This is a genomic window from Calothrix sp. 336/3 (assembly GCF_000734895.2).
In the GTDB taxonomy this organism is placed as follows: domain Bacteria; phylum Cyanobacteriota; class Cyanobacteriia; order Cyanobacteriales; family Nostocaceae; genus 336-3.
In genome coordinates this window covers 4,225,096-4,239,562 of sequence record NZ_CP011382.1, presented here as the reverse complement: position 1 = coordinate 4,239,562, position 14,467 = coordinate 4,225,096, and the positions used below count along the sequence as shown (strand labels likewise).

Here is a 14,467-nt window from a genome sequence, read left to right as displayed (position 1 = left end):
ATTTTGAGTAATACACCCTAATTTTCATAAAGAATAGATGATTGCACGATAGCTTGGGCATCTAATACAAGCCAAATATCTTTTTGCTGTACAATACATCCCCGCAAATAGGGAACTAAACTTGCAGTCACCTGCCCTAGGGGAGAACGAATTTCCTCAGGAATAAATTTAGCCGTACCCTGAATTTCTTGAACTATTAAACCTAATAAAAATGATTCATATCTCACAATAATCACACTATACTGCCTAAACCTTAAATCTAAAGGTTCTAAATTCAGCATCCTTGGCAAATCTATTGTCCAAATTATCCGACTACGCCAATTCATCAAACCCAAAATGCAAGGAGGCATATTTGGCATTGCTGTCACTGCTTCCACCGGAATTACCATGGCTTCTTGGGTTGATTTCATTGACAAAACAGCCATAGTTTGTGAATTTAACTTAAATTTGAGATAACCATCTCCACTATTATTTACGTCGGTATCTCTTGCCAAGTTGATGTTTGCTGTATTCATTTTTATTTAGATAGTCAATGATTTTATGACACGCAGCAATTGTTCTCTGGTATAAGGCTTTGTGATATATGCATCTGCTCCCTGTCGCATTGCCCACAAACGGTCGATTTCCTGATTCTTGGAGCTACAAATAATGATAGGTATTCCCTGGGTTACAGGATTCTTTTTCAAGGAGCGACATAACTCAAATCCACTCATACCAGGCATCACAACGTCTGTGACAATAACATCGGGAGGATTTTCCTGAATTTTCTCTAAAGCATCCTTTGCACCAGTGGCTTTGATAACTTTATAGTCACTTTCTCCCAGAAAATGACTCATTAATTCCAACTCACTAGGGGAATCTTCAACGATTAAAATTGTACCTACCAAAGTTATATCCACTCCTAAAATCTCCTTTGATAATGAACTTATTTACGATTCAATCACCTTAATAATCTTATGATTACCAAGACTATTATTCAACGTGCTTAAATATCATTTTTAATAGTTCTGATTGGGTAAATGGCTTTGTTAAATAACCAGAAGACCTTACCATCTTGGCTTTCGCCCTATCAATAAATCCTGTTCTGCCAGTCACCATAATAATAGGAGTATGTTTAAAATGTGAATGCCTTCTCAATAGTGAACATAGCTCATAACCGTCCAGATTAGGCATTTCTACATCTAACAAAATTAAATCTGGTTTACTCCGGAGAATCTGCATTAATGCTTTAACTGGGTCATTAATCATAACCACATCGAAAGTATTTTCATCCAAAAAATGTCTAATGGAATTTAATACTGTTAGACTATCATCTATGCAAGCTACGGTATATAAACTTTGACTCTGGGATGCTTTACTTGTTGTTTCGGCTCCACCATCAGAAGCTGCTAAAGGTGTTTCTTTTTGCCTCTCTTCTGTAATTATCTGAGGACTTGGCAAACCTATCTGAGATGTCGATATCCCCGCAACATTGGGAATCTGATTATTCTCGTTATTTTGCTGACGATTCTTGAGTTGATTTTGGCAGTGTTCAACTAATAGTCTAATATCTAAGCGACAGAATTTTGGTAAATCATCCAAGGGTGTTTCCCTATAGAATTCATAGCTGCCTTCTTTCAAAATCAAGAAAGATTCTATGACTTCTTTTGCTAATTCATCAATTAATATTGCCGCTTGAGGAGGGTTAATATATCCCTGACTTACGAGCCAGCAAATTGCTTGATAATCTGAATAAACCAAGGATTCATGCTCTTGACGCGGCTCATACATTAAGCGCATCTGTAAAATATTGGCATTGTGCAATGTGGAAACTTGCTGACTGAGACGACGAAGACAAGCATCCAAACGCTCAAATAGCTGCTCCGAAGATGAAGCATAGGTGAGCTTTCCTTCTTCTATGTAAATAGACCAAGTAACCGTATCAGTAAACACACGTAGGCAGCCCGTAGCGCGTCTTCCTGTTAGTTGTGCCAATAAGGATAGAGGATGTAACTTTTGAAAAAACCTGTAGCTACTGATAGGAGTTCTACTCATTGTATCTTGCTTGTAACTTTAATTTAGATCATTTGCCAATATATTCAGCTAAAGTCATTCTACAAATGCAACAAACATAACCCAAACATCTGTAATATTCTTTACATCTGCTGTGGCAGCATTTCTAACTACGACAACAAGAAATCCCTAACTTGCAAAATAAATATATCAGCCGTTGTAGATGCTCCGAAGCTTGCTTCCTTATCTAATACAGAGGTTAACAAACATTTTTCACTTAAATATGAAAAAATAGTAAAGACTACATCAAGGGACTTATCATCAGGTAAAAAATCAGCCATAGAAAGGAAAATTATCTCGGCTTGAATTTAATTTAAACCGTAATGACTCAGTATTCATACTTAAGTATAATATAGTTAGGTCATTATGTGATATTTTTTCATTGTTAATAAGTACTTGTACTCAACAATATACAGATGTTTTGTAATTTATATAACATAATCCATCGATCAGGTTAGCTGGTGAAGCGCTCTCTGTAGTGCTAGAAGAGTTTAGAATTACTGTATACAAGCAACTGAGGTCTTTCACTATACTTCGTTGTGCTGAGGCTGTGTTGAGAGGGACATACACTATTTTTCGGCTTCTGCAATCTATTGGGATATGGATGCCATGAAAAAAGTCATCGCCTTCATTGTGTTGTTTTGTAAAGGCAATGACTATAAAAATACTGTCTTTGTGTAACTCCTGTTTCCTTTGCGGGGGAGTTAAAGATTATGGATCAAGGTTGAAGAAATTCAGTTGCTCACTCAACCAGTAGGATTATACTCAACGCGAAAATTCTTGCAACCTAGTTGTTACTATGAGTAATTGGTTCATCCTTCCTTGTGAGCAATCGTCTCTCAGGATTTTTTTTGCACGACTTTCTGCCATCTATACTGAAGTCTACCCATGTCAGGTTTGTTATCACCGTATCGCCAGCTAACATAAGCTTGGCAGATTTCCTCAATCACCTCAGCAATCTCGGATGTATGATGCTGATAGGCAGCTTTGCTGTATTCTAGGGGAGTTTGAGCCGAGTGCTTGCGGAATCCCTTGGTACTTTCCCACCGAAGCATCTGTTGATACAGTTTTTCCATTGCTGGTAATTTGCGTAAAGTCTGGCGGTAAGATAATTCGCGCCATCCTTGCCATATCAGCCAAGCGATAAATGCTACTGTAGTTGCGGCTAAAAAGACGGTGATAATACCGAACCATCCTTGGGTAAATAGCTTCAAGAACCAGGTGATAATTTTACCCAACCCATTAAATATTGCTCCAAACACATAATTGAACCAACCAGCAACGGGTGAAGGTAGCCATCCTGCCACCCAATTCCAGAATTGCCGGAGGACACTAAATGTCTCTATGTCTTCCACAGAGGGAGGAATTAGGGGATGATTGGGAATAGGGTCAAAGGCAAACCAGCCATATTTGGGAAAGTAAACTTCTGTCATCACGTAAGCATCTGTGTTACGGACAACATACATTCCAGTAAAGGGGTTAAACTCTCCCGATGCGAAACCTGCGACTAAGCGTGCAGGAATGCCAATGGAACGCAGCATTACTGTTAAGACTGTGGAAAAATGGTCTGGATAACCTCCTTTCTGCTTAAAGAGGAAGGTATCCACGAGGTCATCTTTTTCGCCCAAATAGGGTAAGTCTAGGGGATTTTCAGGAATGTGATAATTTTGCTTGACGTATTGAGCTAGGTATAAAGCCTTTTCGTAGGGTGATGTTAAAGCTTTATTTGACTTGGCAACCCTTTCTCGGTTGTAATTTGCCAAAATCTCTTCTGTACGTTGGCGAACTTTATCGGCGATCGCCTCTGGAATCTGTAGATAATATTTCTGAATACTCTTAGGGTATTTGGTTGGTGCTGTACCTAGTTGAGTGCGATCGCGGTAGGGAACTTCGGAAATCACGCTATAAGTCATCCCCTCCGATAACCCCACTGGCGATCGCAATCCCCCTTCCGTATCCATGGCTAACATCGGGGTGGGAAAGTAAATTTCCTTGGGACTTGCTAAAGCAGGAACTAAGTTAGGTAAATCAGCAACTACGGTGTAAGTCTGAATTATCTCTTTTGTTTTAGCAATAGTACCAGGTAAATCCAGGAAGATTTGGTAAGACCAAGGAGAGCGCTTAACTGTCTTTACCTGTTCATTGCGGGAAATCTCCCAACCCTTACCCGTATATCTATCAAAAGCCAAAACTCGCCAAAACCCTTCTGATTGCGATCGCACTCGCATCACTTCTTTGGGTTTCATTTCTCCCCGCAGGTTCTGGTTCATTTGGCTGCTGAAGCCGTAATAGGAACTATCATCTATTTTCCCAGGTTCCCCAGGATTAGTACCCCCATTACCTTGATTAACGCCACTATTACCGGGATTATTGGGATTTCCCTGACGTACATAACCCGGATTGACAATTGTCCGTCCAGTAAAGTCTCCCTGGATATTAATGGGCGCACTCACAGGAAACGTCCGTAGTTGGTAGCTAGGAAAACGAGGTAAAACCGCGAATATCCCTAGACCAAGGACTACTACTAGGGGAAACAAAATGAAGTAGGAAGGCAACAATCTGATGGGAGAATTCTTCCCCTTGCTTTCTTCCCCCTTACCCTTGACTGCCGTTAAACCCAATCGAGAACGGTAATCTAGAACTAGAGTTGGTATGGCGATCGCCAAAAATATCAGCAACAGGGGCGCAAACTCTAAAGTTTGACTCAGGGTTGCTGCCACACCCAACAAAATCAATCCAATCAGAATTGAATACCCCAAATCCTTCCGCCGAGGCATATCAAAACTGTGTAATACCTGGAGTTGGATTAACAACTGTGCCAAAGCTAGTCGAGTATCATTTAGTTCCCCTAGTAATCGCCCCAAGAAAACACCCAGTGCCATTAACATCCCAATGGCGATACAAAACTTGACGGGAACATTAGAACTGTGGCGACTATGGTAGCTCCACACCGCACCCACTAAACTTAAGGGTACTGCCCAAAAACTAGAACTTGTCTGTGCGGCAATATCTGTCGCCACAACTCCCACAACTACCAAGGCTAGTACTAGTATCCTTAAGAGAATTGATTCTTCTGTTTCTATCACAGGTGATTGGCGCAGATTTGGCTTCCATCTCTCACCCCAAGGTAGACGCAAAAATTTATTCATCCTGGCAAAGTAAAACATTATTGATGATTAAGCAGTCATGGGTTAAATGAGCAAAGTAATGTAGACGCGACAAACACGATGCGAGTCTAGTAATTTCCAGCTGAAGATTTGAGATTTAGCTACTTCTAACAAATTCCCGTCACAGCAAACTTCTATTTGTTGTTTGCTAGCGAGCCATCTCCAATCGCCAATCTCCAGCTAAAATTTCCTATTCTCAAGGAAAGCGACTTCGCCCCCAAGTATTTCCTTTATAACAGCTTCCCGTAGACGCGACAGACACCTGATTACGGAAAAATCACCGTTTCAAGTGCCCTTCTCATGACTGCTTTTGTAAAAAAAGAATTTGTGCCAACCCAGGATGAAACTCATCTCATAAACAAGGCTTTTCTTAACAGATATTCCTAGTACTAGCGATTGCAATTACAGCGTCGGTGTAATCACAAATAACAATGGCTGTTGATCAATGCTCTTTAACTCCACTGCCAAGGTATATGTTTGGTGTAATTGCACAGGATACAACTCTAGTCTCAAACTACCGACATCGGAAGACTCTGCTGCCACCTCAGAACGATTACCTTGAAGTTTCATCACTCCAGCCACAGGTAAATCACCCTGAACACGCAATGTTCCAAAATTACCCTGAGCTTGGTATTCTACTTGAATTTTGACCACACCGGTATCAGTCACCCATTCCCTAACTAAGGTGGGATTAGTCGCTGAAACAGACAATGTGAGATTTTCTAGCAGTTGCTTTGCTGCTATCAATGACAATGCCATTTGCTGCCGAGGTTGTAAGTCAGCATAGTCACTATCTAAACTTGGCATTTCTAATGCAGCCACAGAACGAGAGGGACTCCGCAGAACTAAACCCGCCACATCATTGACTGCTTGGGTTTCCTCTGGGAAAAAGCTTTCCACAGCTTGGACTAATTTTGCTCCCAGTGGTAAGGATGAATTTACCAAAGCTTGACATTTCTCTAACAGTTGTTGAAAAACTTTTTCTGGTAGAGGTATGGGTAAATTCATTTGGGAAAGTTGGGCAGCCCAACCCCAAGTGGGAACTAAAGACACCGAGGGACTGTCTAGATAATCGGGATAGTCTGTAAACTCAGTCTCCCAAGGGAATAACGGTGGCTGACTTTGAATTTGGACTTGTAACCGGCGCTTGAGGACGGCTTGAAAACGTTCTTGCACAGTAGGAATTTCTCCCAGTTGAAAGGTTAGAGGTTTGGTTTCCGGCTGAAAATCGCTGGTCAATTTGGCGACTTCTGGATTTTGGACCTCGTGATTTTCTTTACTTTCACCTAAGTCTTTTCCCTCAGTATTAGCATTATCTGCTAGCAACCAGGTAAGTAGTTGGTGTTGTAAAGATTCTGAGTCACTATTCATGGCTTCATGTACCTGATCCGGATACTAAAGAGTTACGAATTTCCCAGGCTTGTTCAAGAATTTTAAACCACCGTTTTTGTAGCTGTGCCATTGATAAGCCTAGGGTTTTAGCTATTTTCTCGTCGGTATGTCCCTGTTGCTTTAGTTCTAATAAAGACCTTTGTTTTTCGTCAAGTTTCTCTGTATAAATTTGCCACTGCTGGGGTGTTAAACCCAGGTTCGTGTGTAAATCAGCTTCTAACCATTCATGAACTAATTCCCAACGGTGCAATAAAGCAAACCGAATTAAATGGTACTTAAAACGTTGTTGTAAGTAATCCCTCTGACGGGGGGTTAATCCCAGGATGGACTCAATTTCTTGAGCCGATAAATCTTGTAAACGTAGGGCAAAGTAGTCAGCACAGTCATTTTGCTGGCGTTCTTCGAGATAACTCATTAACTCTGTGACGACTACAGAACGTAGGGTGTCTTCCTGGGGTTCTGGTTCCGCTTGGGTTGCCATAGCACTACGTAGCTGTTGTACTGCCGGATCTTCCCAAGAACCGTCACCTTCGTTGCCACTACCTTCCGCCGCTTGTTCAATGTCTACACAGTTTTCAGGTGGTTGCTGCTGAGAAAAAGTTTGTGCCCGCAGAATAATTAACTGTTGTTGCCTTCCTGGTAGGGGAATGCGTCGCTTGCCATAGCGCTCGGTGAATGCCATGTACTCGGACAGTTCTAACAGCGTTTGGGGACGATAGGAAGAAGTAAGTTGGTTTTCTCTCCGGAAAGCATTTAATGCTTCTAGATAAAAACTTTGGAGGAAGTCCTCAATGACAGTGAGTCGCCCTTGATAACTTAATTGTCTTTGAGGTGGGTTGATATAGCGATAAATAATCGCACTCAGGGTACTGTGTAACTCCACCCTGCCTCGATTAGAACCTAGCTGGTAATATTTGAGACACTGTTGCAGCCGATGCTTGGCGAGGCTGAAGGCAGAACTTTCTATGGAGCCGGAAGCTTGGATACGTTTACTCTCACTGCATATCCGGTATACTTCGGCGGCAACTCGCATTGCCACATCATGGCAATTTGGCTCTGATGCTTTGGTTGATTGTCGAAGTTCTTGGAATAGGAATTGATATATCGCCTCCACGCCGATAGAATTTTCTCCCTGAATTGTTGTGGTTGCGGCTGAATTCATAGTCTCGTGTTTAAGGGAACCCTAACATACTGAAATGACAACCTGTATGACTATGGGTATGGGTGTAAGGTTTTGAGTATAAGCTAAACCTAATTTAATTGTGCCTTGAGGATGTGGCTTCCGTCATTATTCCCAAATCTAGTTAGATTATTTGCATTACCCGCACAGTCATAGCCAACACCAAAGAAGCCGTTTACAGGTGATTATGGATTTAAATGCACAAATTCAATTGCTGATTAAAGATGCACCCCAAGATGGTATTACACCAAGACTAGTTACAGCAATTGCTCCAGTTTTACTGGCGATCGCCCAGACCTTACGTCATTCCCAATACTACATTCTGCAAAGTCCAGATGGCGAATGGGTGATGACAACAATCGGCGATCGTCAGTATTCACAAGTGGAAAAGCAAGTAATATACGCTTTTCCTAACTTACAAGATGCTTTTGCCGATTCTGGTAGTGGGTTTGACCCTCAATATCAAGCTGTACCAATCTTGGTAACTCATTTGCTATTCCAACTGCTGGCATTAGAACCCGTAGATAGTATAGTTTTTTTTGAAACTTCTGGCATAAATCCTAACGCAGTTGAAGTCAAACGTACCGATATGCAAAATTTTATTCAACAGCAGCTACAACCACAACCTTTTGAGAGCCAAGTTCCACCAGATATTGCATAATCAGTCAAATTAGGTATACCAATCACAAAGACAGGTATGGGTTATGGGGAGATGATTGGGGTTTTTCTCCTAGTAACTAAAAATCTCCCTGCTTCCCTCCTACTGTTTCCCTCAACTAGGCATTATTGCTATGAGGGAGATAAATATTCACAAATCTTAATTATATTTCAGTCTTTGAAGTCGGGAAGAACAATAAACCGACACAAGGCAACAATAGATAATTGTTGCCAATGATTTATCTAAATCCTGAAAAGACAAGTCTAATAAAGGCGACTGAGAACATAATCAGTCATGTTGATTAAGGCTTGACGGGACTCTGATATGGGTAAATCGGCTATGTATTCCACAGCTAATTTGGCATGATGGGCAGCAAGTTCCCTGGCTCGCTGGATACCTTGGCTATCTTGAATTAAGATCATCGCTTGCTCAAAATCTCCTTCCTGAGCAAATTCTCGATCTATCAGAATTTCTAAGTAAGGCTTTTCTTCCAAAGCAAATAATACTGGTGCAGTCAAATGACCACTTTTGAGGTCAGAAAAAGCTGGCTTGCCCAAGGTATCTGTTGAGCTTGTAAAGTCTAAGATATCATCGACAATTTGAAAGGCTAAACCGAGATTTCGCCCATAAGTGTAAAGATTTTCCGTTGTTTCACGCGACACATCACTAATCACGCCCGCAGCTTTTGCACTGTTGGCAATTAATGATGCCGTCTTGTAATAACTTTTCTGCAAGTAAGTCTCTATGGATGTACTAGTATCAAAGCGATTCAACCCTTGTTGAATCTCTCCTGCGGCTAAATCCATAATCACTTCTGATAGCAATTTGACAACTTCTAAATTGTCTAAATTTGCTAAGTACCAAGAAGACTGAGCAAATAGAAAATCTCCAGCCAATACTGCTATACGATTACCAAACAAACTATGTACTGTGGGTACTCCACGACGAACTTCCGATTCATCAACTACATCGTCATGCACCAGACTAGCAGTATGAATCATCTCCGTAATTTCTGCTAGACGACGGTGACGTAGAGTAATATCTGTATCAATCATCGTCGCTCGCGATATCAGCAGAACAATCGCCGGTCGAACACGTTTTCCCCCAGCCCCGAATAGATGCTCGGCTGCCGCATAGAGGATGGGATGGCGGTTCCCAACTAGCTGTTTGAGATTATCTGCTAGTATTTGCAGGTCTGCTTCCACAGGGGAAAAAAGGGAGGTAGCTGGGGTCATGGATTAGCGGGCTTTGGCTTAGGTTACGAAAGTTTACATATCCTACACCCATTTTAAAATAACCATGTGCCAGCGCAAAGTTTTCCTTCAAGAAAATTTCAGGCATTGGACGCAATCCCTTCCATATCTCCAGCCTGCTGAAGATAAGAGTTGTTATACAGAAATTATTTGGTTCGTCTTTGGAAGAATAAGAAACTTTTTATTTTGTCTGGGCATATGGGCAAACATGAGTGAGAAGGAGAAGTTGACTTGGTAAACTTGAATTTATGGGTTTTAGAGGCTACAAGTCTTCTACCCCAAGGATTCCTGGAAGCTGAAAGGGCAACTTCCCTCTTGAGAATGGAGTCAATCGTTGACAAATTTTCAGAACTGTGGGTTTTATTCTCAATAAATCTTACTAATATTTTTAACCAGCACCGTCTCCCAAACCATATAGCAGACAAGACTTATAGAGCTTAAGGCTCATCACAACCATCCTGTGTAGGCAATCTATTCTACGACGGCTATTGACTGTAGATTATGTTAGAAACAACTATTCAGTATTTTAAAAATTAAAGTATACCTGTATGCGCTTAAGTAGTTGAGATAACAAAACGTCTTTTTATACTCTGATTGCAGTTCAAAGCCCAATCATTAGGGGCTGGAAATGTATGACTAATATCAAGCACATATGTTGTATCAGTAATGTACTCAGTGATTGTGACAATAGATATTACAGAGGCTGTCTATGGCTGCTCAATTTCATCTGACACATTATTCTTTTCAGTAAGGTAAAAAGACTAAAAAGCGAGCAAAAATGCTTCCAAAAAAAATGAATTTATCAGGAAACTTACCTTAAAAGTTGAGGTTGTTGTGTTACTCTAAATTCTAGGGACATTAAATTTTTCAGATATTCATTCCATGGTAGCAAATCATCAATAAGTGTTTTTGCTTATTCGTGGTTGGGAGTCTAAATAATATTGTCGTATAACAGCTAAAGAATATATCTTTGGCTCTATGTGTACGAATTATGCTAACTTGGTGAGGCAAGGGCAGTAAGCTTTCCTCAGAATTAGAGAGAAGGCTGTTGTATTTTTGCGGTGCTAATTCATCGCTGTGACTGCTCTGTCCGAAGATAAGGAAGCAATCAAATAAACAGACTGAGGTAGACTGCTCAAGCAATAGATTGTTGCCGAATAGGGAACAGTTGTTTTGCTAGCGTTTAGTCTGTGAAAAAAGAATATTTAAAATACTTGGCTGCGAAGATTTTTGATGCTTCGTCAGCATATCTCTTATGGGGAAGTTATCAAGGATTTGATTGACTTCTCTACTAATAACCTATGTAAATTCTCTTGTTTAGCTAACTAAATATTGGGGGAAAGATGTTTTATGGGAAGGTGCCGATGATGATTTTTATTTTGGCTTCTGGATATTTGTTTACTGTCTATCTATTATTAGCGTTAGCTAAACGTTCAGAGAATAAAAATACATCTAAAGATAGTAGTGTTGTTTCCTCAAGCAACCATATTCAAGATATGTCAGTGACGGCAAATGTGACTGAAATAGTCAATAGTCAATAGTTATGCTAAGGAAAGCTACTAATTTCTGTGTATGGTAGGGATGGAGGATAGGTTGAGGGGTAAAGGAAAAGTTAGCGACACAAAATGAATACTATGTTCCGCTGTTATGTAGAGAAGCAAAACTGACTGATTAACAGAGGTAATTTTTCAGTACTGTCTCTTGATAAGCGTGTAATATTTTTCCCTTACCCCTACAACTAAGTATTTTGACTTAGGAGTCGCATTTTAGCTTCAGGACAACTGATTTCCCAGAAATTAGCTCTGTTAGGTGTTATCACTTTTCATAGTGCTTTTGAGGTGAGAGGCGATCGCCTCCGAAAAATGTACTTGCTCTACTGAGGGTGTAAAACCTAGCCATTGTACAGAGGTTTGGGCAAATTGCTGGGGACAACCACTAACAGCAAAGCGAGTTGCTTGGGGTGGATGGGTATTTTTCAAACCGAGCATATCTAGTTCTTGAATACAAGCTGCGGTAACATAAACTGCTGGATCCACTAATTTGACAGAATCCGGTAGGAGCGATCGCAGTACTGGAGCTAGGTGAGGATAATGGGTACACCCATAGATTAAAGTGTCAATATGTTCCTGTAACAATGGTTCCAAATAGCTGCGGGCAACTTCTTTGGTATAGGGATCGTGAATACGATTTTGTTCAATCAAGGGTACAAATTCTGGACATCCCACTTGCCAGACTTGAGCATCAGGATCAATTTCTGTAATTGCTTGTTTGTAAGCGTTACTTTTGGCAGTTGCTGGAGTTGCAATCACACCAATTCGTTTACCCTGCTGTGTAGCAGCTTTTGCCCCAGGATGAATCAATCCGAGGATAGGTAAATCATATTCCGCTCTCACCGCGTCTAGAGCCAGAGCAGAACTGGTATTACAAGCCATAATCACCATTTTCACACCCTGGTGTTGCATCCAAGTTAGGATATCTCGCACATAATCAATAATTTCTGCTTGGGAACGAATACCGTAGGGTAGTCTTGCAGTATCCCCAAAGTAAATAATCGATTCACCAGGAATTTGGTGATAGAGTTGGCGTAATACAGTTAATCCACCGACACCACTATCAAAGATACCAATGGGAGCGCGTTGGGAGTTTTGCTCTTGGTAAATATTGCCTTCAAACAAAGAAGATGAATACACAGGCAGAATTCGCTTTGGTTTTTTGATTTAAGATACAGGATTTTGAGAAATATTGCTTAATTCCGAGTTGATATCATACACCCTGTTTCCCCGTCATTGGGAATCGCAAGTTGGGGATTAGTTGGTTTATTATCCATTATCTTCTACCCAAGTATTTGAGAATACCCTCGGCGATCGCGTCTGCCATCCGATTCTGATATTCTGGACTAGCAAGACGGGGATTATCTTCTCGACCACTCATATAACCTGTTTCAACTAAGATCGAAGGCATAGAACCTTTTCTGATCACGTAGAATCTCGCTTTTCTTGTACCACGGTTTCTCAATGTGTCAATCCTACTTAGAATAGTTTGCCGTACTGTATCAGCTAATTGATAACTGTTATCGAAGTAATAGTAAACTTCCAAACCATTGACATCAGGACGGGAATCTACAGAGTTAGCATGGATACTCACAAACAAAGTTGCTCTAGCACGTTCTGACATCACCACTCGGTCTTTCAACTCTACGAAAAAGTCAGAATTTCGAGTCATTAGAACTTGTACTCCGTTTCGTTCCAAGACTGATTCAACTCGTTTACTAATGGCTAGTACTACATCTTTCTCCAGAATATTACGGAACCCTGACAGGTTGGGAGATGGCGCACCAGAATCCTTTCCACCATGTCCGGGGTCAATAACTACTAGGATTTTGCCACGAGGACGGGGTAATGGATTAGGGTTAGGGTTAGGATTAGGATTGACAATTGGATCCGGTTGGGGATTGGGTCGTGGTAGGGGTAAGGAAATGGGAGGTATTTGGGGACTGGGATTACTACGTTCTAAATTCAGGGCAATAAAGCGATCGCCAATTTGATTTAACTCTCCAATTTGAACACCTGCCGCAGGTTGTACCAAAATCACAACGGTTTGGGAATCCTGTTGTTGCAAACGTATACGTAAAATGGGACTACTAGCGCTTAATTGAGGTCCCTGAACTGCGGGAGCAAGTCTGGCGTTAGGAACTACGATACGATACAAACCCGTACTTCTATCCCAACCACCGCTACCCCGAAGATTTCTATCACTACGAATAATTAATTGTCTGCCAGTAGGACTGATTTCCACTGCTTGAATTGTCGCTTGGGCAGATGCAATGGGACTGGGATAACTGGGATTATTACTTCCTGGGGAAGGAATCACCGTAGCTGTTGGTAAAATAACTAAACCACTGGCAGCACTAGGATTGACTCGCCAATCTGGACTATTGCGATTCACTTGCATACTCATCCGCACGGTGGGAGGATTAGCCGCAATTTGGCTGAATTGAACCCGATTTACCCCATACTTGCTGATAATCATATCCTTCTGAAGTTGGGGCAAAATATTGGCATCGGCAATATCAATATTAATTGTTCCCCTATCTAGGGTACGACTAATCACCGCTCTGGGAGTCATACCCCTAGTCCGCAGGAAAAATCCATCCCCTGTCACTTGTAAATATTCTATTTGGGTAGTGCGACTAGCTGCACTGATGGGGGTGAGGCGATTAATTGGATTTCTGTTAGGAATACTGGGATTGGAAATATTGGGATTGGAAATATTAGGATTGGAAGTATTAGGATTAGAAATATTCGGTTTAGTTGTAACTATGTTGTAAATATTGGTTTCGTCCGCGACATCTTTTTCCGGTGGTGGTAATTGAATTGTCCAACGACTAGGTGTAATTCCCACAAACTTAATTTGCTTCGGGTCAATATTATATCCAGGAGTCAATTCCACAACAACTCTCGTTGTTTGCTCATCAAATTGCCCAATCCTAACTGCACGAATTGCTCCACCGACTGTTTCTGTGACTTGAGAACGTCCAAAACGAGTATTTGGTAAATCGATAACTAAGCGAGTGGGGTTGAATACTAATTGCGCTTGAGGTTGAACATCTCCAACTGTACTAATTTCTAAGCGATTGAGATTACGATCAAAGCGCCATGATTGGAGTTGTGCAGCTTGAGATGGTGATGCGTAAAGGACAATACTTATACAGGTAGCAGTGAGCAGCCAGTGTAGTTTCACAGTTTTTCTCCTAATGGGGATTAAT

The 14,467-nt window shown here is 41.1% G+C and carries 11 protein-coding genes; 2 read left to right on the top strand and 9 right to left on the bottom strand.

Going from position 1 to position 14,467, the window contains the following annotated elements; all coding sequences use genetic code 11:
* Positions 1-17: 17 nt before the first annotated feature.
* The 6 genes from IJ00_RS17690 to hetZ form a co-directional block, all read right to left on the bottom strand.
* Positions 18-515, bottom strand: a complete 498-nt coding sequence (locus tag IJ00_RS17690; protein ID WP_035155064.1) for a chemotaxis protein CheW — start codon at positions 513-515, stop codon at positions 18-20.
* A 6-nt stretch (positions 516-521) separates the two neighbouring features.
* Positions 522-899, bottom strand: a complete 378-nt coding sequence (locus tag IJ00_RS17685; protein ID WP_035155062.1) for a PleD family two-component system response regulator — start codon at positions 897-899, stop codon at positions 522-524.
* Positions 900-972: 73 nt separating this feature from the next.
* Entirely contained in the window at positions 973-2,034 is a 1,062-nt protein-coding gene (locus tag IJ00_RS17680) for a response regulator (protein WP_035155060.1), read from the bottom strand.
* 857 nt (positions 2,035-2,891) lie between these two features.
* Positions 2,892-5,201 (bottom strand): DUF3488 and DUF4129 domain-containing transglutaminase family protein, encoded by a 2,310-nt coding sequence (locus IJ00_RS17675; RefSeq protein ID WP_035155057.1) that lies wholly within the window; start codon positions 5,199-5,201, stop codon positions 2,892-2,894.
* A gap of 420 nt (positions 5,202-5,621) precedes the next feature.
* Entirely contained in the window at positions 5,622-6,590 is a 969-nt protein-coding gene (locus tag IJ00_RS17670) for a hypothetical protein (protein ID WP_035155056.1), read from the bottom strand.
* A 4-nt stretch (positions 6,591-6,594) separates the two neighbouring features.
* On the bottom strand, positions 6,595-7,773 hold the full coding sequence (gene hetZ / locus IJ00_RS17665; protein ID WP_035155052.1) for a heterocyst differentiation protein HetZ: 1,179 nt from the start codon (positions 7,771-7,773) through the stop codon (positions 6,595-6,597).
* A 205-nt stretch (positions 7,774-7,978) separates the two neighbouring features.
* On the opposite strand from hetZ, the gene IJ00_RS17660 reads away from it, so the two are divergent.
* Positions 7,979-8,452, top strand: a complete 474-nt coding sequence (locus IJ00_RS17660) for a hypothetical protein (RefSeq protein WP_035155050.1) — start codon at positions 7,979-7,981, stop codon at positions 8,450-8,452.
* Between the two features lie 260 nt (positions 8,453-8,712).
* Here IJ00_RS17660 and sds read toward each other — a convergent pair whose 3' ends face one another.
* Positions 8,713-9,684, bottom strand: a complete 972-nt coding sequence (sds, locus tag IJ00_RS17655) for a solanesyl diphosphate synthase (protein WP_035155048.1) — start codon at positions 9,682-9,684, stop codon at positions 8,713-8,715.
* Positions 9,685-11,045: 1,361 nt separating this feature from the next.
* Here sds and IJ00_RS17640 point away from each other — a divergent pair.
* Positions 11,046-11,243 carry a hypothetical protein gene (locus IJ00_RS17640; RefSeq protein WP_035155047.1) on the top strand — a complete coding sequence of 66 codons (198 nt, stop codon included), beginning with the start codon at positions 11,046-11,048 and terminating at the stop codon, positions 11,241-11,243.
* A 264-nt stretch (positions 11,244-11,507) separates the two neighbouring features.
* Here the strand turns inward: IJ00_RS17640 and murI are convergent, their stop codons facing one another.
* Together murI and IJ00_RS17630 are read right to left on the bottom strand one after the other, a co-directional pair.
* On the bottom strand, positions 11,508-12,392 hold the full coding sequence (murI, locus tag IJ00_RS17635; RefSeq protein WP_035155045.1) for a glutamate racemase: 885 nt from the start codon (positions 12,390-12,392) through the stop codon (positions 11,508-11,510).
* 136 nt (positions 12,393-12,528) lie between these two features.
* On the bottom strand, positions 12,529-14,442 hold the full coding sequence (locus IJ00_RS17630; RefSeq protein ID WP_035155043.1) for an N-acetylmuramoyl-L-alanine amidase: 1,914 nt from the start codon (positions 14,440-14,442) through the stop codon (positions 12,529-12,531).
* Between the last annotated feature and the right edge of the window lie 25 nt (positions 14,443-14,467).